20 protein-coding genes and 1 tRNA gene are annotated in these 24,957 nt (G+C 64.8%); 8 read left to right on the top strand and 13 right to left on the bottom strand.

Translation table 11 applies throughout. The features are described from left to right. The 3 genes from AC1RUR_RS31610 to AC1RUR_RS31600 form a co-directional block, all read right to left on the bottom strand. Nucleotides 1–656 (bottom strand): transposase (locus tag AC1RUR_RS31610; RefSeq protein WP_492851354.1); only part of this gene is annotated, 656 nt, incomplete at its 3' end. 150 nt (nt 657–806) lie between these two features. Then, nucleotides 807–1,097 (bottom strand): hypothetical protein, encoded by a 291-nt coding sequence (locus AC1RUR_RS31605; protein WP_492851352.1) that lies wholly within the window; start codon nt 1,095–1,097, stop codon nt 807–809. A 215-nt stretch (nt 1,098–1,312) separates the two neighbouring features. Then, nucleotides 1,313–1,552, bottom strand: coding sequence for a hypothetical protein (locus AC1RUR_RS31600; RefSeq protein WP_492851350.1), 240 nt, complete (start codon nt 1,550–1,552; stop codon nt 1,313–1,315). A 601-nt stretch (nt 1,553–2,153) separates the two neighbouring features. Here AC1RUR_RS31600 and AC1RUR_RS31595 point away from each other — a divergent pair. After that, nucleotides 2,154–5,258, top strand: coding sequence for a DEAD/DEAH box helicase (locus AC1RUR_RS31595; protein WP_492851362.1), 3,105 nt, complete (start codon nt 2,154–2,156; stop codon nt 5,256–5,258). Nucleotides 5,259–5,619: 361 nt separating this feature from the next. After that, nucleotides 5,620–6,300: a hypothetical protein gene (locus AC1RUR_RS31590; RefSeq protein ID WP_492851348.1), complete on the top strand. Its 681-nt coding sequence runs from the start codon at nt 5,620–5,622 to the stop codon at nt 6,298–6,300. Between the two features lie 67 nt (nt 6,301–6,367). Here the strand turns inward: AC1RUR_RS31590 and AC1RUR_RS31585 are convergent, their stop codons facing one another. From AC1RUR_RS31585 to AC1RUR_RS31565, 5 genes are all read right to left on the bottom strand, one after another. Then, nucleotides 6,368–6,610 (bottom strand): hypothetical protein, encoded by a 243-nt coding sequence (locus AC1RUR_RS31585; RefSeq protein WP_492851346.1) that lies wholly within the window; start codon nt 6,608–6,610, stop codon nt 6,368–6,370. A 446-nt stretch (nt 6,611–7,056) separates the two neighbouring features. After that, on the bottom strand, nt 7,057–7,227 hold the full coding sequence (locus AC1RUR_RS31580) for a hypothetical protein (protein WP_375858496.1): 171 nt from the start codon (nt 7,225–7,227) through the stop codon (nt 7,057–7,059). Between the two features lie 662 nt (nt 7,228–7,889). Beyond that, nucleotides 7,890–7,965 (bottom strand) — tRNA-Lys (locus AC1RUR_RS31575). Between the two features lie 328 nt (nt 7,966–8,293). Further along, a complete protein-coding gene (locus AC1RUR_RS31570; RefSeq protein ID WP_492851344.1) occupies nt 8,294–10,960 on the bottom strand; it encodes a glycosyltransferase in 2,667 nt (888 codons plus the stop codon). 217 nt (nt 10,961–11,177) lie between these two features. Then, nucleotides 11,178–11,786 (bottom strand): beta-1-3, beta-1-6-glucan biosynthesis protein, encoded by a 609-nt coding sequence (locus AC1RUR_RS31565; protein WP_492851342.1) that lies wholly within the window; start codon nt 11,784–11,786, stop codon nt 11,178–11,180. A 322-nt stretch (nt 11,787–12,108) separates the two neighbouring features. Between AC1RUR_RS31565 and AC1RUR_RS31560 the strand changes: the two genes are divergently transcribed. Next, a complete protein-coding gene (locus AC1RUR_RS31560; RefSeq protein WP_492851340.1) occupies nt 12,109–13,665 on the top strand; it encodes a glycoside hydrolase family 17 protein in 1,557 nt (518 codons plus the stop codon). Here the strand turns inward: AC1RUR_RS31560 and AC1RUR_RS31555 are convergent. Next, nucleotides 13,625–14,005 carry a hypothetical protein gene (locus AC1RUR_RS31555; RefSeq protein WP_492851338.1) on the bottom strand — a complete coding sequence of 127 codons (381 nt, stop codon included), beginning with the start codon at nt 14,003–14,005 and terminating at the stop codon, nt 13,625–13,627. The two genes, AC1RUR_RS31560 and AC1RUR_RS31555, sit on opposite strands and share 41 nt — an antisense overlap. A gap of 116 nt (nt 14,006–14,121) precedes the next feature. Continuing rightward, on the bottom strand, nt 14,122–15,492 hold the full coding sequence (locus AC1RUR_RS31550; protein ID WP_492851336.1) for a hypothetical protein: 1,371 nt from the start codon (nt 15,490–15,492) through the stop codon (nt 14,122–14,124). A gap of 172 nt (nt 15,493–15,664) precedes the next feature. Here AC1RUR_RS31550 and glmU point away from each other — a divergent pair, with 172 nt between their 5' ends. Next, nucleotides 15,665–17,020, top strand: a complete 1,356-nt coding sequence (gene glmU / locus AC1RUR_RS31545) for a bifunctional UDP-N-acetylglucosamine diphosphorylase/glucosamine-1-phosphate N-acetyltransferase GlmU (RefSeq protein ID WP_492851335.1) — start codon at nt 15,665–15,667, stop codon at nt 17,018–17,020. A 6-nt stretch (nt 17,021–17,026) separates the two neighbouring features. On the opposite strand, the gene AC1RUR_RS31540 is transcribed toward glmU, so the two are convergent. After that, entirely contained in the window at nt 17,027–17,245 is a 219-nt protein-coding gene (locus AC1RUR_RS31540) for a hypothetical protein (protein WP_492851334.1), read from the bottom strand. A 221-nt stretch (nt 17,246–17,466) separates the two neighbouring features. Between AC1RUR_RS31540 and glmS the strand changes: the two genes are divergently transcribed. The 3 genes from glmS (at nt 17,467) to AC1RUR_RS31525 (ending at nt 21,106) form a co-directional block, all read left to right on the top strand. Continuing rightward, entirely contained in the window at nt 17,467–19,293 is a 1,827-nt protein-coding gene (gene glmS, locus AC1RUR_RS31535) for a glutamine--fructose-6-phosphate transaminase (isomerizing) (protein ID WP_492851333.1), read from the top strand. Between the two features lie 79 nt (nt 19,294–19,372). Further along, complete coding sequence (locus AC1RUR_RS31530) at nt 19,373–20,143, top strand: DUF502 domain-containing protein (protein WP_492851332.1); 771 nt, start codon at nt 19,373–19,375, stop codon at nt 20,141–20,143. Nucleotides 20,144–20,248: 105 nt separating this feature from the next. Continuing rightward, complete coding sequence (locus AC1RUR_RS31525; protein WP_492851330.1) at nt 20,249–21,106, top strand: NAD(P)-dependent oxidoreductase; 858 nt, start codon at nt 20,249–20,251, stop codon at nt 21,104–21,106. Here AC1RUR_RS31525 and AC1RUR_RS31520 read toward each other — a convergent pair. Beyond that, nucleotides 21,103–21,627, bottom strand: a complete 525-nt coding sequence (locus AC1RUR_RS31520; RefSeq protein ID WP_492851328.1) for a P-loop NTPase family protein — start codon at nt 21,625–21,627, stop codon at nt 21,103–21,105. The two genes, AC1RUR_RS31525 and AC1RUR_RS31520, sit on opposite strands and share 4 nt — an antisense overlap. Nucleotides 21,628–21,845: 218 nt before the next feature. On the opposite strand from AC1RUR_RS31520, the gene panE reads away from it, so the two are divergent. Further along, nucleotides 21,846–22,775: a 2-dehydropantoate 2-reductase gene (gene panE / locus AC1RUR_RS31515; protein ID WP_492851326.1), complete on the top strand. Its 930-nt coding sequence runs from the start codon at nt 21,846–21,848 to the stop codon at nt 22,773–22,775. On the opposite strand, the gene recG is transcribed toward panE, so the two are convergent. Then, on the bottom strand, nt 22,772–24,880 hold the full coding sequence (gene recG / locus AC1RUR_RS31510) for an ATP-dependent DNA helicase RecG (protein WP_492851324.1): 2,109 nt from the start codon (nt 24,878–24,880) through the stop codon (nt 22,772–22,774). The two genes, panE and recG, sit on opposite strands and share 4 nt — an antisense overlap. Nucleotides 24,881–24,957 lie beyond the last annotated feature (77 nt).

The raw sequence follows: 24,957 nt of genomic DNA, 5'->3' as shown, positions 1-24,957 counted from the left end.
TGCTTCTCGCAAACGCCAAGCTTGCCCATCTCCTCCTTCAGTTTCGTCAACTTCTCGGTAAGCCTTGTTACCTTCGCAGCCAGCGCCTCCGTCGGCTCCTGTCGATCGGCCGTGTCAAGTTGGCTCAGATAGCGCGCGACGCTTTCCTCCAGCTGGGCACGCCGCCGTTCCACCTTCGCCCGCGTGAAGTTCTTGTCGCGATTGTTCACAGCTTTGAACTTGCTGCCATCGATGGCGACGCTCGCTGTCGTGAGAAGACCCATCTGACGACAGAGTTCGACGAAGCGCGCACATACCTTGCGTAGCGCCAGGCCGTTATCCTTGCGGAAGTCCGCAATCGTCTTGTGATCGGGAGCGAGCCGACCTAGCAGCCACATCACCTCGACATTGCGCCCGGCCTCTCGTTCCAGCCGCCGGCTCGACTGAACCCGGTTTAGATAGCCGTAAATGTAAAGCTTGAGGAGAATCGAGGGATGGTACGACGGTCGGCCGGTTGCCTCGGGATCGACCCCGCCAAACCCGAGTCCGGCCAGATCGAGGTCGTCGACGAGGACGTCGATGACGCGAACTGGATTATCCGCGTCGATCCAGTCCTCCACGCATTCAGGAAACAGCGTGCTCTGCCCACGAGCCGCACCCTCAACGAAGCGCTTCATCCGAGCCCCCGCAAATCGTGCGGGAATCATATCGCGCGAATCACTTCAAGCGCAGCGTTTTCACACAGCCAGGGTCATAAGCTTCCGAGCACGTTCAAGGCGGGAGACTTCCGCTTTGCGTTGACAAACCGACGTTTATGAGTACACGCCCTAGTCCTGCTCCTCCTCAGCCGGCTGCTGCATCCGTCCACCGTAAGATCGCGAAGAGGTCGTGCGCGATTGCGGCGCGGGCGCCCTGACCATTTCGGCCTCGCGCTGCTCCTTGCGGGCCTTGCGCGCGCGCTTCATCGCGAGCTTGACCTGAGGGTTCGGGGAATCCTCGGCGAAGAACAGCACGACTTCGCAACTCGGACATTGCCGCGAATAGCCATCCTGCAACCGTCCCGCACGATCGCGAAACACGGTCTTGCAGCGCGTGCACTGGATCTGGACAAAGCTCACGTGCGGACAACAATGACTATTGGAAATGGATCACCACCTCACGCCAAATGTCTGAAGAAAGCTTGAATGCCGGACGGGAATAGGCCGCACGTCCTGTCGCACCCGATGCAACGGGCGCGAGCATGCAGGCGGCGCTCGCGGAACGCGCGGCCGAGCGCGGTCAGCCCACGCCGATGGGCCGCGGGTTCAGCGCATCAAGACCACCCAATCGGCCGCTATTGCTTGGCCGCCATCGTGTCCAGGCAATGGTTGAGAAAGGCGGTGCGATCCCTGGGCAGCACTTTCTCCAGATCCGCCTTCAGCGCACATTCACGCTGCCGCAACTGCTCGGCCCGGCGCTTCTCGGCGGCCTCGCGGTATTCGGGGGCAACCTTGTTGGGGTCGACCAGCGGCTGTGAGCGGGCGGGGGCCGTCACAAGCAGCGCAATGGCGGCGATGAAAATGAATAGTTTCAAATGAGCCTCCGTGAAAGGAGGCATCCTAGCGCGCGGCGGGCGCATACTCAAACCGGAGGTACGGTACCCCGGTCCGGCCTGATTGGGCCGCGCCAACAATCAGCAAGACGTGTGAACCAGTTCACAAACGCGCGGCGAATTCGCTGCTAAGAAAGCGTCATTGCTTGACCAATTCATTTTGAACGAAACGCCCCAGCGTCCAAGCGCTGGGGTTTTTCGTGCCGGCCATGCGGGCAGGGCGTCCTTGATCGCATCAGGCCTTGCATCCAGCGAAGCCGATCCCGCGCCGCGTTGGATGCGCCGGAGCAGCGCAAGTTCCCGTCCACAGAACGATCCAAGAGTTTCGGGAGCGCGAAGGCGTCCCGAACGTTGCCACGAGGCGTGCGTTGGCAGGGCAAATCCCATATGCATGGCGGCGAGTTGCCGAATCGCAGTGCGGGCAGCTCGCGTTCGGTGGGTGACAGTTTACGACCAGAGACGGATTCAAGTGAGGCTTACCAAAAAGGCGAAGGCGACCAAGACATCGCCAAACAAGACATCGCCAAAGAAGGGCAAAGGGTCGCAGCGCGCCACGATCTCGTCTTCGTCGCCCCTCGGTTCGATGGCGCTCCATCTGCTTGCACAATGGAAGCAGTCCGGACGCAGCGGCATCGTGTTTCTCGCCGAGAGTGAGAACAGGGCGGAGCGGCTCGGCAGCGTCATTCACGCGCTCGATCCCTCCTGCGAGGTCCTGGTGTTTCCGCGTCTGAACACCTTGCCGTTCGATCAGCTCGAGCCGTCGCACGAGCTGGCGGGGCGCAGAGCCTCCGTGCTGCGACGCCTCGCAAAATCCAGGAAGCCGCTCTTCCTGGTCTCGACGGCGGAAGCCGTGATGGAGCGTCTGCCGCCGCCTGCAAGCCTGTCGCGCCTGAGCGTGAGCCTCAAGGTGGGCGGGGCGTTTGCCGAACGGGAGCTGCGCGGGCGCCTCGAGGCCCTGGGCTACGATCTCGAGGACGAGCCGGACTATCCGGGCGGGGCCCTGTTTCACGGGCAGACCTTCGAGATATTTCCCGCCGGCGCGCTGGGGCCGTTTCGGATCGAGCATTCAGGCCGCGCCATCAGCCGGATCGTGGCGTTCGATCCGAAAGAGCACCGGATCATTTTCGAGACCACGGAGCTGCTCGTCGATCCCATGTCGGAGCGGCTCGCCTTCGCCGGCAAACGCGGCAAGCGCGCGACGCTGTTCGACTATTGCGGGCGGGCCAAATGGATCGCCGATGCCGGCGTCCCGTTGCATGTCGACGGCTGGTTGGGCACGATCGAGGAAGCGGCGCCTCGCGCGGAGAGGGAGCGCGAATACCTCGGACGGCGCGACTGGAAGCAGCTCTCCAGGGGCATGAAGGTGCTGCCGCGGACGGCGTCGTTCCAGCCCATCCCGGAGTTTTCGAAGCTGACCTCCTCCAGGAAGGCGCTGCGGGCCTTCGTCGAGGAGACGCGGCGGGCCGGTTCGCGGCTGATCCTGGTCGCGGCGCAGGAGGACGATCTGCGCGCGATGGAGCGGATGGGCGGCGTCAAGGCGCAGCGCTGCGCGGATTGGGACGAGGCGGTGCGCGGGCGGAACGGCGAGGCGGCGCTTCTGGCCGATCTCGATGCGGGCTTCGTCGTGCCGGGAAAAAAGTCTCTCGTCGTCGTGACGGCGTCCGACGTGCTCGGCAGCCGGGCGCATCACCCGCAGCCGATGGCACGGGCCTGGAGCGCGGCCTTCGACCATGCCGATGTGCCCGAGCAGGGCACGGTGGTCGTGCATCTCCAGCGTGGCCTTGCCGTGCTCGACGGCTTGCAGACCGTGAACACGGGCGGCGGCGCGCTGCGGGAGATGATCCGTCTGGTGTTCGCGGGCGACAATGCGGTTCTCGTGCCGCCGCCCGATCTGGCGCTGATGTGGCCTTACGCAACCGAACCCGGCAAGCTGGCGCTCGACAAGGCGGACGGCAGCTCGTGGTGGGCGCGCCGCACGTCGGCCGAGCGCGAAATCCAGATCGCCGGCAAGGCACTGGCCAAGCACATCAGCCAGCGGCGCAGGCGGCGTGCCGAAAAGCTGGTCCCGCCGGGATCGGCCTATGAGAAGTTCGTCGCGCGCTTTCCTTTTTTCACGACGATCGACCAGGCCAAGGCGATCCGCGACGTGCTGGAGGATCTTGCATCCGGCCATCCGATGGACCGGGTGATCTGCGGCGACGTGGGATTTGGCAAGACCGAGGTGGCGTTGCGGGCGGCGGCCGCCGTGGTGCTGTCGGGCAAGCAGGTGGCGATCGCGGTGCCGACGACGGTGCTGGCACGGCAGCACGTCGCAACCTTCCAGAAGCGGTTTGCGCCGTTCGGCATCGAGGTCGGCAATTTGTCGCGTGCGACCTCAGGCGCCGAGCTGCGCGAGACCAGGGAGGGACTGCGCAGCGGCCGGATCAAGGTCGTGGTCGGAACGCAGGCGCTCACGGCAAAGGACGTGAAGTTCGACGACCTCGGCCTCGTCATCATCGACGAGGAGCAGCATTTTGGCGCGGCGGAGAAGGCCAAGCTCGCCGGCCTTGCCAAGAATATCCATGTGCTGATGATGAGCGCGACGCCGATCCCGCGCACGCTGGCGGCGGGCCTTGCCGGCTTCCGCGACCTCAGCGTGATCGCCTCGCCACCGGTGCACCGGCTTCCGGTCGCAACGAGGATTGCGCCGCTGTCGGATGCCGCCATCGCCTCCGCGCTGCTGCGCGAGCAGCGGCGCCACGGGCAGAGTTTTCTGATCTGTCCGCGCATCCAGGACCTGGATCCGATGCTGGCGCGGGTGCAGGCGGTGGCGGGCGATCTTCGCATCGTGTGCCTGCACGGCAGATTGGCGGCCGACGAGATCGACGACCGGATGATGAGCTTCGTCGAGGGCAGGGCCGACGTCCTGCTCGCGACCAACATCGTCGAGAGCGGCCTCGACATTCCGCGTGCGAACACCATCGTGGTCTGCTGGCCCGAAAAGTTCGGCCTTGCCCAGCTGCATCAGCTGCGCGGGCGGGTCGGCCGCAGCGGCATCCGCGCCTTCGCCCATTTGCTGACCGAGACGAATTCCGGGCAGTCCGAGAAGCGGCTGGCCGTGCTCGAGGAGTTCAGCCGGCCCGGCGCCGGCTTTGCCATCAGCGAGCGCGATCTCGATCTCAGAGGAGCGGGCGACCTGTTTTCGGAGCAGCAATCCGGCCATGTCCAGGTGTTCGGGCCCGTGCTCTACAGCCACCTGCTGAAGATGGCCTCGGAGAAGGTCGACGAAGCGCGCGCCGCGGTGTGGGTGCCCGACCTCAACCTGCCGGTCGCCGACATGCTGCCCGAGACCTATGTGCAGTCCGAGCCCGTGCGGCTCGAGCTCTATGCGCGCGCCGCACGATGCAGCAGCGAGGATGACCTCGACGACCTCGAGGAGGAAACCTCCCGCCGCTTCGGGCCGCTGCCACCGGTCGCGCGCGACTTCTTCGCCGCAGGATGGCTCAGGCTCGAATGCAAGCGACGCGGCATCGTCCGCCTCGACGTCGGACCGGAGGCTGCGGCCGCGACGTTCCTGCCGGGACGGTTGCGGAAGTTGCGGGGGAAATCACTGCAGCGCGGCGGGGATCGGGTGGTCTATCACGCCAAGATGCAGGACGCGCCGTTCGAGCGGGTGGAGGAACTGTTCGAGCTGCTGGACGAAGGGTAGGCGCGTCTCGAGAGTGCGATAACAACCCCATGCACAGTAGCTAAGTGGCACTGGCATAAGGGGTTTCGAATCCGGTGAAAGCGCGGATTTGCGCCGTCGGGCAAAACAGGGGTATGTGCCAGCCTTGGGACATTTGTCCTTCTGAATGATGAGCCAACAGCGGCTCCACGGCAGTGTCAGCGTCATGCCGCTGTCTTCGCTCTGCCCCCCGTAATCGGCCGGGGTCGCTGGGCCCGGCCGCTAACGTGGAATTAATTCAAAATGCTCACAATTTTAGACAGTTGTGTAAGGGTGCTGCGTACAAGGACTCGTCGCGAGGACGTTCCATGGGCGGCTGCCTGCTGCTCGCTCATTGGGGTCCATGCACGTGACCACGACATTGGAAACGGCGAACTTCGCCGAAGAACTCGACGCAGTCGCACTGGCCGACGCCGCGTCAGCGCATGAATCCGAAACTGCCGAAGCCCCGGAGTCGGTCAAGCGGTCCAGCCGCAAATCGATCCTGGCCTTTTCGGTCTGTGCCCTGGCCATCAACGGCGCGGCGGCCATCTATACGTCGCAAACCGATTTTTCGTCGCTGAACGTCAGCCGATTGGCTGAACTGCTCCCGCGCCTCGAAGGGTCCGAGCCAAAGCCGGATCCCGTTGTCGCTGCGTTGAAGGACATTCAGGCGGCCCAGCAGCAACACACCGCGATGCTGCAGCAGAACAATCAGGCATCGGATCAGAACTCGGTTTTGCTGCAGCAGGATTCAATGCTGCTGCTGTCGCTGCGACAGAGCATCACCGACGAGCGGGTCGATGTGAGGAAGATCTCATCGCAGCTGTCGACGCTGATGGCCAAGATCGATGCGCTGCAAAGCACGATGACGATGTCGGACGTGACGTCCTCCATTCGAAAAGCGCATGCGCGCTATGGACTCTCTGCAGCGATGCGCAAACGGATCGTTCGGGAGTCCAAGCCTCTGGCGCCCCTGGGGCCTGTTTCGGTTGGCGGGGCTCCGCTGACCGTGCCTGCTGCGGCGGCAGCTCCGGAGAGCTGAGCCAGGTCGAGCTGAACTCTTCGGATGACGTCCACGCTGCTGCGGTGCGCCGGGTCTGCGCAGAACGTCACTTCAAGGCGTGATCGATCTTGTGCGCCAAATGCCCGGTGTCGTGATCGCGGCGCAACTGGCTCAGCGACGTCTCGTTCAGCTGGGTGAGGACCTCGCTCAGTGGCGTCGCATCGGGATATCCGGCCGCAAAACCCCTTCCGTAGATTTTGCGCAATGTGCCGACCAGCGTGTTGCCGTGCTTCTTGCTGATGCTGCCATCCTTGTCGCGGTGGCGGCCGTCTAGGCCCGCTTCCTTCATGTCTCTCTCCCGTGTGGCGTCTTAAGCGCCTACAGAGAGCCTGCGCCCAAACCAGTGGACTGGCAATGGCAGGGCGCCGATTGCCCGTCCGCCAATGTCGCCGTAAAGCGCACATGTCTCGCCTGGTTGTGATGCGCCGAGCAATTGTGGTGCCCAGATCGGGACATCAGATTACGGAAAGATTGCTCGATTGGAGCTGACGCGATGCGCGCTCTTCTTTCCGTAGGTCTCGTGGGCCTGTCGCTCGTACCATGCAGTGCGGTGCAGACAGCAACAGCGCATCATCCTCGCGCGCGCCATGACGCGGTGGACCGGCCACACACGAACGCAAGCCCACCGGCGCGCTTTGCAGTCCCCGGCTGGAGCGACGAAGCAACGCGGCGCTGGCTGAACAATGCCTCGTCGAATGTCGGCCGAGGCGGGTAACGGCAGGTGATCGCTCGGAACTAGGCGGCCTGCTCTTCGAACGAGGTGTAGACCCGGCCATTGGGATCGACGACCTGAACGTCCCAGCAGCCGTCCTCAACCAGCTCCTTGGCCTTCTTGAGGGCGGCGGCGAGTGACGCCCGCTTCAGGTTGACGACGCCCGCCGTGTCGAAACCGTTGATCTCAAACATGCCGTTCCTCCGGTTTTGGGGAATCCTACACGTTTCCGGCCCGTTGTCTTCCGGGATTTTGGGCCCGGGCGGCCTGGAGCAGCCGCGGGTGCGACGCAATCGCAGGGCGCGGCAGTCGAGAGCACGATGCCCCGTAACGCGCGCTCGGCCCTTTCGGCCTCAAGCCAGCGGGATGGTGTCCACCCGCAAGCAGGGACGGCACTGGTAGGCATGCACTGCGGGAAGCGTGAGGATTGCGGGCAGCGTGGCCAGAAACGTCATCGGCCGTCTGCAGCTGGAGCAGAGCAGAACGGGCGGGCTGTCTTTCGCTGCGCAGATCATCGCCAACATGCCCGGAGGGAAAGGGCACAATAGGCGCAGGCGGGGTGGAGTTCATCTCGGGGCGACTACTGGAGTCTATCGGAAATTGGCGCGCTCTTTTGCGACAAGGGGCCGCTGAGGATTACTCTGAGATTCATCACGGGTCGCAATGGGTACTCATCCCAACGATGACGTCAAACATCGACCGCTGTGGCGTCCGTTGCATGCAAAGTCTCGAAGGCCTGCTGTAGGAGAGTTCGGCATTGTTCAGGTAGTCTGAACCGGCGACGGTGGCATCCGGGGGCAGGTGGCGCCAGTCGCAAGGGCCGCTCGCTAATGCACTGAAAATGAGCCTTTTGCTATGGTGAGCGCGCTGGGGCTCGAACCCAGGACCCCGTGATTAAAAGTCACGTGCTCTACCGGCTGAGCTACGCGCTCCCATGGCCGCGGATGGCTTCAAGAAGATCACCATCGTCGTCGGACATTCGAGAAGCATGTCTTGCCGCTGCGCTTAAGCTTGCGTCGCGGGGAAAAACCGGCTGTTTCCGGATCATGCTTTCGGCCCGCGCTGTGTAGGGGGACGGGGCGCCGAGGTCAATAGCAGGGGTGGTTGCCGAAACTGTTGGCAGGAGCGGGGATTTTCCTGGGGTGTCCGCAGCTTAAGGCGAAATTTTCAACCCGATTGGCGGGACGCTATCCACGCCGGATAGCGCCGGTGGCTTGCCGGCGCGTAGGTTTCACCCGCGCCACAAGGCCATTCGTCCCGTCAGTTGGTCTCGCGCCGGACCTCGTTCGGCACGGCTTGCGGCGTGCCGGGGGCCGGCAGCGCGACCGGGCGCAGGCCGATCAGCTCGGCCGAGCGGATCGCGCTGTCGCGCCAGAACTGGAACGAGTTGATGCGGCTGAGCTCGAGGATCGCGATCGCGACCGCCGCGAGGAACGGCAGGCTTTGCAACACCAGGACGCCGGCGAAGATGTAGATCTCGGTGATCTGGCGGAAGCTGTTGGAGGCGATCAATACGCCGGCGCCGATCAGCAGCAGGGCGCCGATCACGGCCTCCCAGAACGCCTGGAACTCGATCGACATCCTGCTGAGGCCGCCCTTGGAGGTGCGCGCGAAGGCGATGTGCTCGGTGATCAGGCCTTGCGCGACCGCGCGCGACACCGTCCATTGCACGCTCATCGCCGCGATCATCGCACCCAGCATCTGGCCCGGTTTGATCGCAACGCGGGCGCGGTACATCGACAGGAAGTGCGCGAGCGAGACGACGAAGGCGCCGATGATCGGCAGCGTCAGGATCTTGTCGGGAATGGCGATGTCGGCAAAGGCGACGATCGGCACCCAGATGAGGTTGAGCAGCGCCACGACCACGCCGAGGCTTTCGGCGCCCAGCCAGTTCAGCCAGCCGAGGCCGTATTCGCGCTTCTGATCGGGCGTCAGGCGGCTCTTGCCGGGCAGGAACTGCCGCCAGTGCTTCTTGACGATCTGCAGGCCGCCATAGGCCCAGCGATGGCGCTGCTTCTTGAAGGCCTCGTAGGTGTCGGGCAAGAGGCCCTGGCCGTAGCGATGGTTGGTGTAATGCGTGACCCAGCCGAGCTCCTGGATCGCAAGGCCGAGATCTGAGTCCTCGCAGATCGTGTCGGATGACCAGCCGCCGGCCATGTCCATCGCGGCGCGGCGGATCAGGCACATCGTGCCGTGCACGATGACGGCATTGAGCTCGTTGCGCTGGACCATGCCGATATCGAAGAAGCCGGCATATTCGCCGTTCATGATGTAGTGCATGATCGACAGGTCGCCGTCGCGATGCTCCTGCGGCGCCTGCACGAGGCCGACGCGCGGGTCGGCGAAAGCCGGCACGAGGTCCTTCAGCCAGTCGGGATCAACGACATAATCGGCATCGAGGATGCCGATGATCTCGGCATCGGCAGCGGTGCGGTCCATCGCGATGCGCAGCGCACCAGCCTTGAAGCCCTGCACCTTCTCGGCGTTGATGAACTTGAAGCGTTCACCGAGCGCGCGGCAGTGGTCCTGGATCGGCTGCCAGAAGGCGGGGTCGGGCGTGTTGTTGATGATGACCACGCATTCGTAGTTCGGATAGTTCAGCCGCGACAGCGCATCGAGCGTCTGCTTGAGCATCTCGACCGGCTCGAAGTAAGCCGGAATGTGGATCGAGACCTTCGGATAGTAGTTCTCCGGCACGTTCTCGACCGGCTTGCCCTTGGTGAGCAGCCGCTGCGGCGGCCGGCCGAAGGCGACCGCGGCGATCTCGTCGATGCGCGCCATCGCGATCAGCACCAGCGGAACAAGCAGGATCATGCCGAGCGTCAGCGCAAAGGCCGAGCCGAAGATGAAATAGTGGTCGTTCCAGAACGCGAACACGGTCGCGGCCCAGGCGCCGACGCCGTTGGCGGTCGCCGACAGCAGGAAGGCTTGCTTCACGGTCGGTTTTTCGATCCGCAGGATGGGCAGCGACAGCAGGATGCCGACCAGCAGCGCTATTCCCATCAGCTTCCAGTAGTCAGGGTTTTCGACCGGGCCGGTCCACGCGAATTTCGGCTCACGGCTGGCGTTGAGGATGCCCCAATAGGGACCGACGCCGCCCTCGAAATACTTCCAGGGCTGATCGATCGCCTCGACGATGTTGTATTCCATGCCGAGCGCTTCGGCGCGGCTGACGAAGTTGCGCAAGGTCAGGGCCTGCTGGAACGGACCGGGGTCGGCGTTGCGCAAATTATAGCCCGCACTCGGCCAGCCGAATTCGGCGATGACGATGCGCTTGCCCGGGAACTGATTGCGCAACAAATTGTAGCGGTCGACGGCCTGGTCGACCGCCTGGTCCGAGCGGAAATTTTCCCAATAGGGCAGCACGTGCGCGGCGATGAAATCGACGCTGGAGCCGAGCTCGGGATTGTCGCGCCAGATGTTCCAGATCTCACCGGTCGTGACGGGCACGCGGACCGAGCCCTTGACCTTCTTGATCATGTCGATGAGGTCTTCGACCTTCTGCTCGCCGCGGTAGATCACCTCGTTGCCGACCACGACGCCGACGACGTTGCTGTTCTTGCGGGCGAGCTCGATCGCCGCCTTGATCTCGCGGTCGTTGCGATCCTTGTCCTTGTCGATCCAGGCGCCGACGGTGACCTTGATGCCGAACTCGGCCGCGATCGGAGGCACCAGTTCCACGCCGCCGGTGGACGAATAGAGACGGATCGCGCGCGTCATCGTCGACAGCGTCTTCAGGTCGGCGCGGATTTTCTCGATGGACGGGATGTTGTCGATGTCAGGGTGGGCCGAGCCTTCGAACGGCGCGTAGGAAACCGAGGGCAGCAGGCCCCTGAAGTCAGGCGCGGGTTCCTTGTCGCGCAAGACTCCCCAGATGCCGGCGTGAAGCACGGACACGAGCAACAAAACGGCGGCGACAACGCGCATCGCGGCTAAACCAAAAGGGGCTGAGGGGGCAGGGAAGCGGATCCGACCCCGAGATCCGACCAAGTCCGCGGCAAAGGGAGCATACCTCTGCCGCGCGGTTTCACAACTGTCATGGTCTCATGTCCTTATAAGGGCATGGCCTTTTCCAGAAGACGCGCGGCAGTGCCAATCGCCTCTATCGCCGATCGTTCCTGAACGACAGCTGAAACGTTCGCGACTATTTCGGGGGCGCGGCCGACGGGCTGGCTGCCGGTGAGGGGCTCGCGGCCGGCTGCGGTGCCGGCGCATTGCCGGTGGTCGGCGTTGCCGGCTGGGAGGCTGCGGCCGCCGCCTGCTGCGGCTGTGCAGCCGGGTTGATCCAGCAAGCCTGGGTCAGGTTATTCAGGCTGTTCGGAACCTTGTCGTCGATCTGGGGCAGGAAGCGGGTCAGGCAGCGGAACGCGGCCTGGATGTGGCCGCCGGGGCAGCCGAAGCGGTCGTACAGATCGAGGTGGCGGAAGGCGGTATCGAGGTCGTCCCTGTACATCAACTGAACCGCGCGACGGCCGAGCCAGACGCATTCGGGGTTGCCCCCCGGACCATTGATGGCACGGGCAGCTTCGGCGAACTCGTCGGTCCGCTTCTGGTTCTGGCTCTGGCTCTGGCTGGCGTCCTTGGCGGCGTCAGTGGCCTGGGCCGCCGGCTGCTTGCCCTGGTCAGGGGCAGGCGTGCCGCTCTGGGCGGACGCGCCGCCAAAGCTGGCGTTAAGGACAAGGCAGGAAACGGCCAGCGTGGCGGCGAACTGCCGCAGGACCGCATTTCGTGACTCGAACACCCGTTGCCGCATGAATTCCCCAATGTATCCGCTGCCCGTCCGCGTCAGGATCCCGCGGACGCGCCGGTGATGGCGTCCAAATGGGTCTCCAATGCGGCGGAAAAGTCTTTCGGAGTCCATGACCTGAATTTGGAATTTTGTCCAGCAAAGTCACGATGCTAGGTGACGGTCGACGGCCGGATTCCCGCAGGGCAGGGGCGGATCGGCATTGGGGCACCCCCTTGGCAGACGGCGTGCAAGCAGGTAATCGACGGACCCTTCGCGGAGGACGGAACCGATTTCACTTCGTACGCCACTGGCGCTGCTGCTCGTTTCACTGGGTGCGATTGCTGCCGTGTGGTGGTGGCTGGCCACGCCAATCACGCTCGCGCGCGCCCCGATCGATCCCGCCGACAAGGTTCAGTGCGTCTCCTATGCGCCGTTCCGCGGCGAGCAGTCGCCGCTGGACGCATGGACCCATATCGAAGCCGATCAGATCGAGCAGGACCTGCGCCAGCTCAAGGAGATCACCGACTGCGTCCGCACCTATTCGATGGAGAACGGGCTCGACCAGGTGCCGGCGATCGCTGCCAAGGTCGGGCTGAAAGTGCTGCAAGGCATCTGGCTCTCCAGCAACCGCACCAAGAACTACGAGCAGGCCGGGCTCGCCATCCGTCTCACCAAGCAATTCCCCGACATCATCACCGCGGTCATCGTCGGCAACGAGGTGCTGCTGCGCGGTGAGATGACGACGGCCGACCTCGTCTCCATCATCCGTCTGGTGAAGACGCAGGTCAGCGTGCCCGTCACCTATGCCGATGTCTGGGAATTCTGGCTCAGGAATCGCGAGATCTACGAGGCCGTCGACTTCGTGACGATCCACATCCTGCCCTATTGGGAAGATGTTCCGGTGCGCGCGAAGTTCGCCGCCAGCCATGTCGAGCAGATCCGCGAGCGCATGGCGGTGGCGTTTCCCGGCAAGGAAATCCTGATCGGCGAAACCGGCTGGCCAAGCGAGGGCCGCATGCGCGAGGGCGCGCTGCCGTCGCGCACCAACCAGGCGCGCGTGGTCTCTGAAATCCTCAGCCTTGCGAAGGCGCAGAAGTTCCGCGTCAATCTGATCGAGTCCTACGACCAGCCGTGGAAGCGCAAGCTGGAAGGCACCGTCGGCGGCTATTGGGGCCTCTATGACTCGGTGCGCCGGAACCTGAAATATCCGCCGGGCCAGCCGATCAGCAATTTCCCGTACTGGAAATGGTACATGGGCGCGGGCATGGGCCTTTCCGTGCTGGTGTTCGCGGTGGCGCTGATCACGCTGCGGCGGCGGCCCTGGACTCCGCGCTTCTCGGCCTGGCTTGGCGTCGGCATCTCGGCGACGACAGCGGGCGTCCTGCTCGGGATCGGCGCCGACAAGATGTATTACGAGAGCTACGGCATCGGCGGCTGGCTGCTCTGGGGCGCGCTGCTGCTGGCCGGCATCGTGTCGCCGATCTTCTGCGCGCAGGCGCTGGTGATCGGCCGCAGCCTGCCGACCTTCCTCGACCTGCTCGGCCCGAGCGAGGGCCGCAAATGGTCAAAGCTCACCGCCGTGCTCGGCCTCACGCTGGCGGTGACGGCGGTGATCGCCGCACAGACCGCGCTCGGCTTCGTGTTCGATCCGCGTTACCACGACTTCCCCTACGCCTCGTTGACGATGGCGGTGGTGCCGTTCGCGATCCTGATGCTGAACCGGCCGCAGATCGGCGTGCGTCCGATCGCGGAGGCCGTATTTGCGGGCGTGCTCGCGCTGTCGGCGGCCTATGTGCTCTTCAACGAAGGCCGCGACAACTGGCAGTCGCTGTGGACCTGCGCGATGTTTCTGTTGTTCGCGCTCACGCTGTGGCGGGCGCGGGCCGAGCAAAGCCAAGGATGAGCAGGCCGATCGCAAGGCCCGACAGCACGACGTTGTAGAGCACGATGCCGAGGCCGGCGGCGATGACGCCGACGGTGAGCAGCACGATCGACGGTCGCATCAGGTTGAGCGTCGCAACGACCAGCGCGACGATGCCGAATACCGAATTCTTGAAGAGCACGGTCGAGACCGCGCGCGCCTTGCAGATCAGCGTCTGCAAACCGGCGTCGCAGGCAAGGCCGACTTGCGAGTTTTCGATTGCGAGATAGCGCAGATAGATCGCATAGCCGACGGATACGAAGCCGACGACGATCAGGAACTGCACCTGGTAGGGCGTGAGGCGGAAGGGCTTTTTTGTCATGCGCGCAATATGGTCGGGATGGGGGGAGGGGGCAACAGGCGCAGGGAAGTTTCCTGCGAATTCACGCGAGAATGCCGGGTGAATTAGCTGACACAATGGCGCGTTCGAGAGACCAGCTACCGCCTGAAGAACGACGACAACGTCGATCCAGCCGACGCCGTCTCCGGCTTGGCCGGTGCTGGCTGCGCCGCAGGCGCCGGCGCAGGCTCCTCGCGCTTCGACGAGCGTTTCGATGAATAGCTGCGGCGGCGCTTGTCCGGCTTGGCGGTGGGGGCAGGCGCAGGTGCGGTCTCGGCTTGCGGCACCGCGTCCGGGTTCTTCTCGGCGTTCTTTTCCTGAACCCGGTCCTGAGATTTTTCTTGCCCCTTCTCCGAACCACCGCGCATCGACAGCCGCTGGCCGTCGAACACGGTGGTCTCGCAGTGGCGGTCGTTCTCCGCCAGCCCAGCGCAGAGCTTTGCGGCGGCGGCCGCGTTGACGAGGGGACCGGCACCGAGACGCAGCTGCATGCCGAGGCCGGTGGTGGCTTCCTTGATCATGATGATCGGCCGCAGCGCCGCAACTTCCGGATTCGACTTGGTCACGCCGCGCCAGAGCGCGCGCAGGCCGTCGATCGAGTTGGCGCCGCCGAGATCGATCGCAAAGCGCGTCTGCTGAACCGCGATGGCTGGTGCCTCGCTTTCAGTTGCCTCCGCCGGCTTGGTCGATGCGGCGGCGACCTCGGTCGGGGCGGGCGCGGGTTCGGGCTTCTTCTCGGCGGCCTTCTCGGACGCCCTCTCGACTGTCTCGGGCTGAATCAGTTTCGACGCGGCCGGATCAGGCGGCGCCATGATCGACTTGGAGGGCACCAGCGGAAGCATCGGCAGCGCCGGTGTCGTCGCCGGCGGCTGCTGCACGAGCGAGGCGGCCGCCGCGCTCTGCGGCGGCGGGCTCGTCGGCTCCTTTGCGGTGTCCTTTGTCGGCTCCTTCGCCTGTTCCTTCGCGGCTGCCGCACGCGGCTTGTCGCTGGAGGACGCCGGCAGCGAGGCGACCGGCGCGACGCTGGGCGCAGCGGTTGCCGGCTGCGCGTCGGGCGCCGGCGCGTCCTGCGGCTTTGCGGCCTGTTTGGCGATGGCGCCGGTGACGGAATCGAGCCCTTGCTCCAGCACGGTGACGCGCGAATAGAGCCGGTCGCGATCGCTGTTCAGCGTCTCGACGGCGGCGGCGAGGCGGCGGGCCTCGTTCTGGCTTTCCCTGGTCAGCAGCTGGAGCCGGTCGGCCTGGCGTGCGAGATCGGCGGAGGCCATTTGGTCGCGCCGCCAGCCGAGCTGGGCCTGGTTGGCCATCACGGCGATGACGACGGCGCCGACGGCCGCGACGCCCCACGTGCCCAGCCGCCACATCATGCGGCGGTCGAACGTGCTTTCCTCGGCCAAAAGTCCGGAGAACAGCCCGTCCGTCTCCTTGGTGCCGAAGGCATCCGCCAGTGGGTCGGAATCCTTTGCCATGAACGTTTAGTGCCCAGCCCTGTCCGGCTTCCCCGAATCAATCAAGGAACATTAACAGGAAAAGCACCTCGCACTTGAATTCCGGGCGTTTGCGGGGGTAGCAAGGCGGGCAGCTCATGAGGGCGTTCCGCCCGTCGCGCCATTTGATTCGGCCGTATCTGACAGGATTGCGATGACCGCCCGCTCCAGCCTCACGATCGTGCTCGCCGCCGGCGAAGGCACGCGCATGCGATCGAGTCTGCCGAAGGTGCTGCATCCCGTCGCCCACCAGACGCTGCTTGCCCATGTGCTCGCCGCCGCTCCCAAGGGAACCGGCACCTCGCTCGCCGTCGTGATCGGTCCGGATCATCAGGCGGTGGCGGATGAGGCGAGGCGCATCCGTCCCGACGCGCTCACTTTCGTGCAGGCAGAGCGGCTCGGCACCGCGCATGCGGTGCTGGCGGCGCGCGCGGCGATCGTACGGGGCGTGGACGATCTGCTGATCGCCTTCGGCGACACGCCGCTGATCTCGGCCGAGACCTTTGCGCGGCTCCGTGCGCCGCTGGCCAAGGGCGCCGCGATCGCCGCGCTCGGCTTCCGCGCCGCCGATCCCACCGGCTATGGCCGCTTCATCGTCGAGGGTGACCGCCTGGTCGCGATCCGCGAGCAGGCCGATGCCAGCGCGGAGGAACGCAAGATCGATCTGTGCAATGCCGGCGTGATGGCGATCGACGGGCACCGTGCGCTCGCCATCCTGGACAAGATCGGCAACGCCAATTCCAAGGGCGAATTTTATCTGACGGACGCCGTCGAAATCGTCCGCAAGCAGGGATGGGAGTCCGTGGTGATCGAGACCAGCGAGGACGAGGTGCGCGGCATCAACACCAAGGCGCAGCTCGCCGAGGCAGAAGGCGTGATGCAGGCGCGGCTGCGCAAGGCGGCGATGGAGGCCGGCGTCACGCTGATCGCGCCGGAGACCGTGTATCTCTCCGCCGACACATTGTTCGGCAAGGACGTCACGATCGAGCCGTTCGTGGTGATCGGCCCCGGCGTCTCGATCGCCGACGGCACGGTGATCCATTCCTTCTCGCACATCGTCGAGACCACGCTCGGCAGGAACGTCTCCATCGGCCCCTATGCGCGCCTGCGTCCCGGCACCTCGCTCGGCGACGGTGCGCGGATCGGCAATTTCGTGGAGACGAAAGCCGCGACGCTGGAGGCCGGCGTCAAGGTCAACCATCTCTCCTACATTGGCGATGCCACCGTCGGCGCCAATTCCAACATCGGCGCCGGCACCATCACCTGCAACTACGACGGCTTCAAGAAGCACAAGACGGTGATCGGGCAGGGCGCCTTCGTCGGCACCAACTCCTCGCTGGTCGCACCGGTGAAGATCGGCAACGGCGCCTATATCGGTTCGGGCTCGGTGATCACGCGCGACGTGCCCGACGATGCGATGGCGCTGGAGCGCAACCAGCAGACCATCAGGGAAGGCGGCGCGGCGCGCTATCGCGAGATGAAGACCGGCGGCAAGACGCCGGAGAAGTGAAAAGCGCTATTCGTCGTCGGCGAATTCGGAGAAGATGGCGCGGGTCAAGCGCCAGCCGCGCGGCTTGGCGCGCTTGACCGGTTCGCCTTCCGGGTGCTTGACGAAGACGGGCTTGCTTTCCTTGCCGCGCTGGGGCGGTGGCCAATGCGCCAGGTGCGTGCCCGAGGTCTCGCTGGCGCGCATCGACATCGACGACAGACCTTTGCGGTCGGATGAGCCTTTCATGGCCTTGTTCTCCTGACCGGGAATCGTTGGTCAAATTGATTGACAACGAGTTAACGCGTGCGGTTTAAGGCCGGCCACATCGACGCAGGCGAAGCGCGAGCAACACCGGATGCTGTCTCAATCAGCAATAATTATTGAGTATCTGGTTCCTTAGGAACTTCGCTAAAAACTGAGCGCGTCGTTTTGGCGATTTTTCGACGATTTGGGGGATATTGATCCGCATGTGCGGGATTGTCGGCATTCTCGGGCGCGAGCCGGTTGCAGAGCAATTGGTGGATTCGCTCAAACGTCTTGAATATCGCGGTTACGACTCCGCGGGCGTTGCCACGCTCGAAGGCAAGCATCTCGCGCGCCGCCGCGCCGAGGGCAAGCTGAAAAATCTGGAGAAGCGGCTGGAGGCCGAGCCGCTCAAGGGCACCACCGGAATCGGGCACACCCGCTGGGCCACCCACGGCAAGCCGACCGTCAACAACGCCCATCCGCATGCGACCGAACGCGTCGCCGTCGTCCACAACGGCATCATCGAGAATTTCCGGGAGCTGCGCGAGGAGCTCGAGAAGAACGGCACGGTGTTTCACACCGAGACCGACACCGAGATCGTGCTGCATCTCGTCGACGACCTGCTCAGGCGCGGCAACAGGCCGGTGGAAGCGGTGAAGCTGGCGCTGGCGCGGCTGCGCGGCGCCTTCGCGCTCGGCTTCATCTTCGCCGGCGACGACGACCTGATGATCGGCGCCCGCAACGGTCCGCCGCTCGCGATCGGATATGGCGACGGCGAGATGTATCTCGGCTCCGACGCCATCGCGCTCGGCCCGTTCACCGACACCATCAGCTATCTCGAGGACGGCGACTGGGTCGTGCTGACCCGCAAGAGCGCAGCGATCTTCGACAAGGACGGCCACGCCGTCCAGCGCGACAAGATCAAGCACGCCGCCTCGACCTCGCTGGTCGACAAGGCCAATTACCGTCACTTCATGGCCAAGGAGATCCACGAGCAGCCGGAAGTGGTCGGCCACACGCTGGCGCGCTATGTCGACATGGCGACCGAGCGGGTTTCGCTGCCGGTCAAGCTGCCGTTCGACTTCAAGAACATCCAGCGCATCAACATCACGGCCTGCGGCACCGCGAGCTATGCCGGCTACGTCGCCAAATACTGGTTCGAGCGTTTTGCGCGCGTGCCGGTCGAGGTCGATGTCGCCTCCGAATTCCGCTACCGCGAGGCGCCCTTGCGCAAGGGCGATCTGGCCATCTTCATCTCGCAATCGGGCGAGACCGCCGACACGCTGGCTGCGCTGCGCTACGCCAAGGCCGAGGGCGTGCACACGATTGCCGTCGTCAACGTGCCGACCTCGACGATCGCGCGCGAGAGCGAGACGGTGCTGCAGACGCTGGCCGGTCCCGAGATCGGCGTCGCCTCGACCAAGGCCTTCACCTGCCAGCTCATGGTGCTGGCAAACCTTGCGATCGCGGCCGGCAAGGCCAGAGGCGAATTGTCCGACGAGGACGAGACCAGGCTCGTCCATGGCCTCGTCGAGATACCGCGTTTGATGTCGGATGCGCTCACGACCGAACTCCAGATCGAGAAGCTGGCGCGCGAGATCGCGAAATCGCGCGACGTGCTCTATCTCGGCCGCGGCACCAGCTTCCCGCTCGCGCTCGAAGGCGCGCTGAAGCTGAAGGAAATCTCCTACATCCACGCCGAGGGCTACGCCGCCGGCGAGCTCAAGCACGGCCCGATCGCGCTGATCGACGAGACCATGCCGGTCGTCGTCATCGCGCCCCACGACAGGGTGTTCGAGAAGACCGTCTCCAATATGCAGGAGGTCGCTGCCCGCGGCGGCAAGATCATCCTGATGACCGACGCCAAGGGCGCGGCGGAGGCGACCGTCGAGTCGCTCGTCACCATCGTCATGCCCGACATGGCGGCCGCGTTCACGCCGATGGTCTATGCCGTCCCGGTGCAGCTGCTCGCCTATCACACGGCCGTCATCATGGGCACCGACGTCGACCAGCCGCGCAATCTCGCGAAATCGGTGACCGTGGAATAGGCAGAACGGATCAGGCCGCGCTCTTCCAAAACCTGCTAGAAGCCCCTAGCTTGAGTGCAGCGACTGACCTGGAACCCGAATGACCGCCCGCGACGACGCGCCTGCGCCGCTTGATCCCATCCCGGAACCGCATACCGGCCTGATGGGCCGCATCCGGAATTACTTTCTGACCGGCCTCGTGGTGACGGGGCCGATTGCGATCACTCTCTATCTGGTCTGGTGGTTCGTCACCTGGGTCGACGGCGTGGTGCGGCCGTTCGTGCCGCTGGCCTATCGTCCGGAAACCTATCTGCCGTATGTCATCCCCGGCTGGGGACTGATTGTCGCATTCTTCACGCTGACGCTGGTCGGCTTCCTCGCCGCCAATCTGATCGGCCGGACGCTGGTCGATGTCGGCGAGACCTTCCTCGGCCGCATTCCGGCGGTGCGTGCCATCTACCGTGGCCTGAAGCAGGTGTTCGAGACGCTGTTTTCGGGCAAGGGCTCGAGCTTCCGCAAGGTCGGCCTGGTCGAGTTTCCATCGCCGGGCATGTGGTCGATCGTGCTGATCTCGCAGTCGCCGAACGAAGAGGTCGCGCGCAGCCTGCCGGGGCAGGAGGAGCACGTCTCGGTGTTCCTGCCTTGCTCGCCGAACCCGACCACGGGCTTTTTCTTCTACGTGCCCAAGAGCAAGATCGTCGAAGTCGACATGAGCACCGAGGATGCCGCGACGCTGATCATGTCGGCCGGCGTGGTGCAGCCGGGCTCGGCGCCCGACCCGAAGAAGGCTGCGGCGCTCGCGGGCATGGCGAATGCGGCGCGCATCGCCAATGCCTCGGCGCTCCAGCCCCAGCCTGCGAAGGTGGAGTAGGGCCATTCCCGTTTCGGATGGCCGCATTCACGCAAGCAGTTTCGTCCTCTGCTAGTCTTCCGGTCGAATTGAGCGCCTTGCTCCGAATCCGACCTGGAGTGCACGATGTCCAAAACCATTGCGATCCTCGCCCCCGGTGCCATGGGCAGCGCCGTGGCCCGCCGCCTCAGCGAAAACGGCGCGCGCGTGCTGACGTCGTTGAAGGGGCGAAGCGAGGCGACGCAAAAACGCGCGGCGGATGCCGGCATGATCGGCGCCGACGACGAGGCGATCGCAGACGCCGACATCATCCTCTCGATCGTGCCGCCGGGCGAAGCCGTGGCTTTGGCCGAACGCCTCGCCGCGCTGATCGTCCGGCGCGCCAGGAAGCCGCTCGTGGTCGACTGCAACGCGGTCAACGTCGATACCGTGCAACGGATCGAGGAGATCATCGGCTCGGCGCAGGCGCCGTTCGTCGACGGCGGCATCATCGGCTTTCCGCCGCAGCCCGGCGGCAAGAGCCCGGCTTTCTACGTGTCCGGTGAGCATGCCAGGGAGGTGGCTGTTCTGAAGGACCTCGGCCTCGACGTGCGGATCGTCGAAGGCCCGGTCGGCGCAGCCTCGGCTTTGAAAATGTCCTACGCCGGCATCGTCAAGGGCCTTGCCGGCATCGGCTCGGCCATGGTGATTGCGGCCACGAAGGCAGGCGCGGCCGATGCGCTGCGCGACGAACTCGCACTGAGCCAGCCCGCGATTTTGGCACGGCTCGAAGTCGCGCTGCCGGACATGATCCCGAAGGCCTATCGCTGGGTCGCGGAGATGCGGGAGATTTCCGGATTCCTCGGGCCTGATCATCCGGCAGCCCAGATCTATGAGGGTTTTGCGCGCTGGTTCGAGCACCTCGCCGAGGATGCGAAAGGCGAGAAGGTGGACGCCGGGCTGATGAAGGCGTTTGCGGCGAGCATCGCGCAGAAGAAGGCCTAGTCGTCCGTATCTGTGGAAACCGACTCCAGAAAGCCCTGGATGTCCCAGTCGCGTCTCAAGCGCACGACGGGGATATCAGGGCCATATTGCAGCCGTTCGGCCTCGATGACCGGCGCGCGCTCGGTGTCGTAGCGCCACGCTTCCTGCATCAATTTCCAGTCGAACTGTTCCGGACATCCCTCTGGCAGATCGGGCCGCGTCGTGTCGCGATCGAAGGCGGATCGCAACAGAATGCGCCATTGGCAGAGCCAGCGCGGGCGGTCGATCACGACCAGAATATCGGCGCGCGCGAGCGTGAGATCGAAGGCCAGTCCCGAGAAGCTGCCGTCGACGACCCACGCATCGCCCGCGATCGCTTCCGTGACGCGCGTTCGAAAGCTCGCCGTGTCGGAAGGCTTCCAGCCTGGCCGCCAGTAGAGTACGTCGAGATGCACCACCGGCAGCGCGAGCTTTTGCCCGAGCTTGAGGGCAAGACTCGTCTTTCCGCTTCCCTGGCAGCCAAGGACGATGATCCGGCGCATGGCGGCAAGGTTTTCATAAAGTCAGTCGCGGCGAAAGGGGAAGTCTTCTGAACCGGGTCTATCCGCATCGTCATTGCGAGCGCAGCGAAGCAATCCAGAATCTTTCCGCGGAGGCAGTCTGGATTGCTTCGCTGCGCTCGCAATGACGAGGAGGAGACGTTGCGAGGCTCATCTGTTATGGTCTCTGCCGAAGCAGTTCTTCTGCAATGGGAGTTGGAATGAGAGTTTTGGTGATCGGCGCAGGAGCGCTCGGAGGCTACTACGGAGCTCGCCTGGTCCGAGCCGGCGGCGATGTGACGTTTCTGGTGCGGCCCGCGCGGGCCGAGCAATTGCGGCGGAACGGATTGCAGGTCGTGAGCCCGCACGGCGACTTTGCCGTGCAGCCGAAAGTCATCATGGCTGACGATCTCAAGGAGTCGTTCGACATCGTGCTCGTCGGGGTGAAATCCTACTCGCTCGACGATGCGATGGCCCAGTTTGCCCCGGCTGTTGGCGCCGACACGATGGTTCTGCCTGTACTCAACGGATTGAAGCATATCGATGCACTGACTGCGCGGTTCGGCGCAGCGCGCGTGCTTGGTGGGCTCGCCAATGTCAGCGCCGGGCTCGATGCGGATGGCCGTGTCGTCCAGTTCATGGCCAATCAGACGATTGTGTTTGGCGAGACCCAGGGCTCGTTGAGCGAGCGTGCGCTCGCGCTGGAGGCATTGCTCAATGTCCCCGGTATCGACGTGCGCGCCAGCGAAACGATCATGCAGGACATGTGGGAAAAGTTCGTCCAGCTCTCAACGCTCGCCGGCATCACCTGCCTGATGCGCGCCAGCATCGGCGACATCCTGGCCGTGCCGAATGGCGAGCAGTCGATCTTCCGCCTGTTCGTGGAACACTGCGCCGTCGCGACGGCGTCCGGGTTTGAGCCGCGCGCCCCGTTCATCGAGTTCGACCGAAAACTCTTCACGACCCTGGACTCACCGCTCAAGGCCTCGATGCTGCGCGATATCGAGCGCGGTTCGGTCACCGAGGCGGAGCATATCCTCGGTGACATGGCCAATCGGGCCCGTACGCTCGGCATCGACACACCGCTGCTGGACCTGGCCCGCGCGCATGTGGCGGCCTACGAAGTCGGGCGGCGAAGAGCGGCGAGCTAACCGGCCCCAATCAGCGGGATCGCCTCGTCCCGTTCGTACAGATACAGCAAACACCGCAGCGCTTCGCCGCGCTCGCCCTTCAGCTTCGGATCGTCCTTGAGAATGCGCAGCGCCTCGTCTCTAGCCTGGGTGATGAGCTGACCGTGCACCTCCGAGCGCGCGATGCGGTAGCCGGGCAGGCCGCTCTGGCGCACGCCCAGCACGTCGCCTTCGCCGCGCAGCTTCAGGTCCTCCTCGGCGATGCGGAAACCGTCGGTGGTCTCGCGGATCACCTTCAGCCGTGCCTTCGACATCTCGCCGAGCGGCTCGGAGTAGAGCAGCAGGCAGGTCGAGGCTTCCGAGCCGCGCCCGATGCGGCCGCGCAACTGGTGGAGCTGGGCAAGACCAAAGCGTTCGGCGTTCTCGATCACCATGATGGTGGCGGCCGGCACGTCGACGCCGACCTCGACCACGGTGGTTGCGACCAGAAGCCCGATCTCGTGCGCGGCGAACTGGCCCATCACGCGGTCCTTTTCGGTGCCCTTCATCTGGCCGTGGACGAGGCCGACGCGCTCGCCGAAGCGCTTTTGCAGGCTCTCGAAACGCTTCGTCGCATTGGTGAGGTGCTCGGTGCCCTCGGCCTCGGATTCCTCGACCAGCGGACAGATCCAGTAGACCAGCTTGCCGGCCTCGAGCGCGCGCCCGATGCTGTCCGTGACCTCGCCGAGGCGGCTCATCGAGATGGTCCGAGTCTCGATCGGCTGGCGGCCGGCGGGCTTCTCCCTTAGCTCTGAGATGTCCATGTCGCCGAAATAGGTCAGCACCAGCGTGCGCGGGATCGGGGTGGCGCTGAGCACCAGCACGTCGACGGCCTCGCCCTTCGAGGTCAGCGCGAGCCGTTCGCGCACGCCAAAGCGATGCTGCTCGTCGACCACGGCCAGCGCGAGGTCCCGGAAGATCACGTCGTCCTGGATCAGCGCGTGGGTGCCGACGAGCAGGTCGATCTCGCCTTCGGCAAGCTGGGCGAGGATCTCGCGGCGCTCCTTGCCCTTTTCGCGTCCGGTGAGGATCGCGACCCTTAGGCCCGCGCGCTCGGCGAGCGGCGCGATGGTCTTGATGTGCTGGCGCGCCAGGATTTCCGTCGGCGCCATCAGCGCGGCCTGCTTGCCGACTTCGGCGACGGCGGCGGCTGCCAGCAACGCGACCACCGTCTTGCCGGAGCCGACATCGCCCTGGAGCAGGCGCAGCATCCGCACCGGCTGTTGCAGATCATTCGCGATCGCCGCGGCAGCGTCGCGCTGGGAAATCGTCAACGCATAGGGCAGGGCGTCGATGATCTTGTTGCGCAGATGGCCGTCGCCGGCGTTGCGGACGCCGGCCGGGCGGCGCAATTGCGCGCGGATCAGGGCCAGCGCGAGCTGGCCGGCCAGCAGTTCATCGAAGGCGAGGCGGGACCAGAACGGCCGGTCTGGTAAAATGTCGGTCAGCTCGACCGGCTGGTGCACGCGATTGAGCGCCTCCGCGATTGGCGGGAAGTGGCAGCGGCGCATCACCTCTGGGCTGATCCATTCCGGCAAGGCGGGCAGCTTTTGCAGCGCCTTCGCGACCGCGCGGCGGAGCGATCCGAGCGCCAGGCCCTCCGTCAGGGGATAGACAGGATCAATCCCCGAGAGTTTGGAGATCGCCTCCTCGTCGAGCACGCGGTCGGGATGCACGATCTGCGGGATGCCGTCATACATCTGCAGTGTGCCGGAGACGTAGCGCTTCGAGCCCATTGGCAGCAGTTTTTCGACATAGCCGGGTTTGGCGCGGAAGAAGGTCAGCACGACATCGCCGGTGTCGTCGCTGGCATAGACCAGATAGGGCGCGCGGGCGTTGCGGGGCGGAGGCGGGCGATGGCGATCCACCGTGACCTCCAGCGTCACCATGGTTCCCTGGGCGGCGTCACGGATTTTCGGCCGGGCCCGGCGGTCAATGACCTGGCTCGGCAGATGCAGCAGAAGGTCGACCAGCCGCGGCGTCTCGCTCCGGCTGAGCAGGTACTGCAGCAGCTTGTCCTGCTTCGGGCCGACGCCGGGCAGGCTGGTCACGGGAGCAAACAGCGGATTGAGCAGGCTGGGGCGCATCACGTCTTTTCAATGACGATGGATTGCCGGGTCAAGCCCGGCAATGATGCTCCCCGAACAATTGCAATAACAAAGGG

This window comes from Bradyrhizobium sp. GW821-FHT12B03, assembly GCF_058807535.1.
This window is presented reverse-complemented; position numbering and strand designations above follow the sequence as displayed.

Coding starts and splice junctions, on each gene's coding strand:
- AC1RUR_RS31595 (WP_492851362.1), top strand. CDS start 2,154: ATGGCGCTCCATCTGCTTGCACAATGGAAGCAGTCCGGACGCAGCGGC.
- AC1RUR_RS31590 (WP_492851348.1), top strand. CDS start 5,620: ATGCACGTGACCACGACATTGGAAACGGCGAACTTCGCCGAAGAACTC.
- AC1RUR_RS31585 (WP_492851346.1), bottom strand. CDS start 6,610: ATGAAGGAAGCGGGCCTAGACGGCCGCCACCGCGACAAGGATGGCAGC.
- AC1RUR_RS31580 (WP_375858496.1), bottom strand. CDS start 7,227: ATGTTTGAGATCAACGGTTTCGACACGGCGGGCGTCGTCAACCTGAAG.
- AC1RUR_RS31570 (WP_492851344.1), bottom strand. CDS start 10,960: ATGCGCGTTGTCGCCGCCGTTTTGTTGCTCGTGTCCGTGCTTCACGCC.
- AC1RUR_RS31565 (WP_492851342.1), bottom strand. CDS start 11,786: ATGCGGCAACGGGTGTTCGAGTCACGAAATGCGGTCCTGCGGCAGTTC.
- AC1RUR_RS31555 (WP_492851338.1), bottom strand. CDS start 14,005: ATGACAAAAAAGCCCTTCCGCCTCACGCCCTACCAGGTGCAGTTCCTG.
- AC1RUR_RS31550 (WP_492851336.1), bottom strand. CDS start 15,492: ATGGCAAAGGATTCCGACCCACTGGCGGATGCCTTCGGCACCAAGGAG.
- glmU (WP_492851335.1), top strand. CDS start 15,665: ATGACCGCCCGCTCCAGCCTCACGATCGTGCTCGCCGCCGGCGAAGGC.
- AC1RUR_RS31540 (WP_492851334.1), bottom strand. CDS start 17,245: ATGAAAGGCTCATCCGACCGCAAAGGTCTGTCGTCGATGTCGATGCGC.
- glmS (WP_492851333.1), top strand. CDS start 17,467: ATGTGCGGGATTGTCGGCATTCTCGGGCGCGAGCCGGTTGCAGAGCAA.
- AC1RUR_RS31530 (WP_492851332.1), top strand. CDS start 19,373: ATGACCGCCCGCGACGACGCGCCTGCGCCGCTTGATCCCATCCCGGAA.
- AC1RUR_RS31525 (WP_492851330.1), top strand. CDS start 20,249: ATGTCCAAAACCATTGCGATCCTCGCCCCCGGTGCCATGGGCAGCGCC.
- AC1RUR_RS31520 (WP_492851328.1), bottom strand. CDS start 21,627: ATGCGCCGGATCATCGTCCTTGGCTGCCAGGGAAGCGGAAAGACGAGT.
- panE (WP_492851326.1), top strand. CDS start 21,846: ATGAGAGTTTTGGTGATCGGCGCAGGAGCGCTCGGAGGCTACTACGGA.
- recG (WP_492851324.1), bottom strand. CDS start 24,880: ATGCGCCCCAGCCTGCTCAATCCGCTGTTTGCTCCCGTGACCAGCCTG.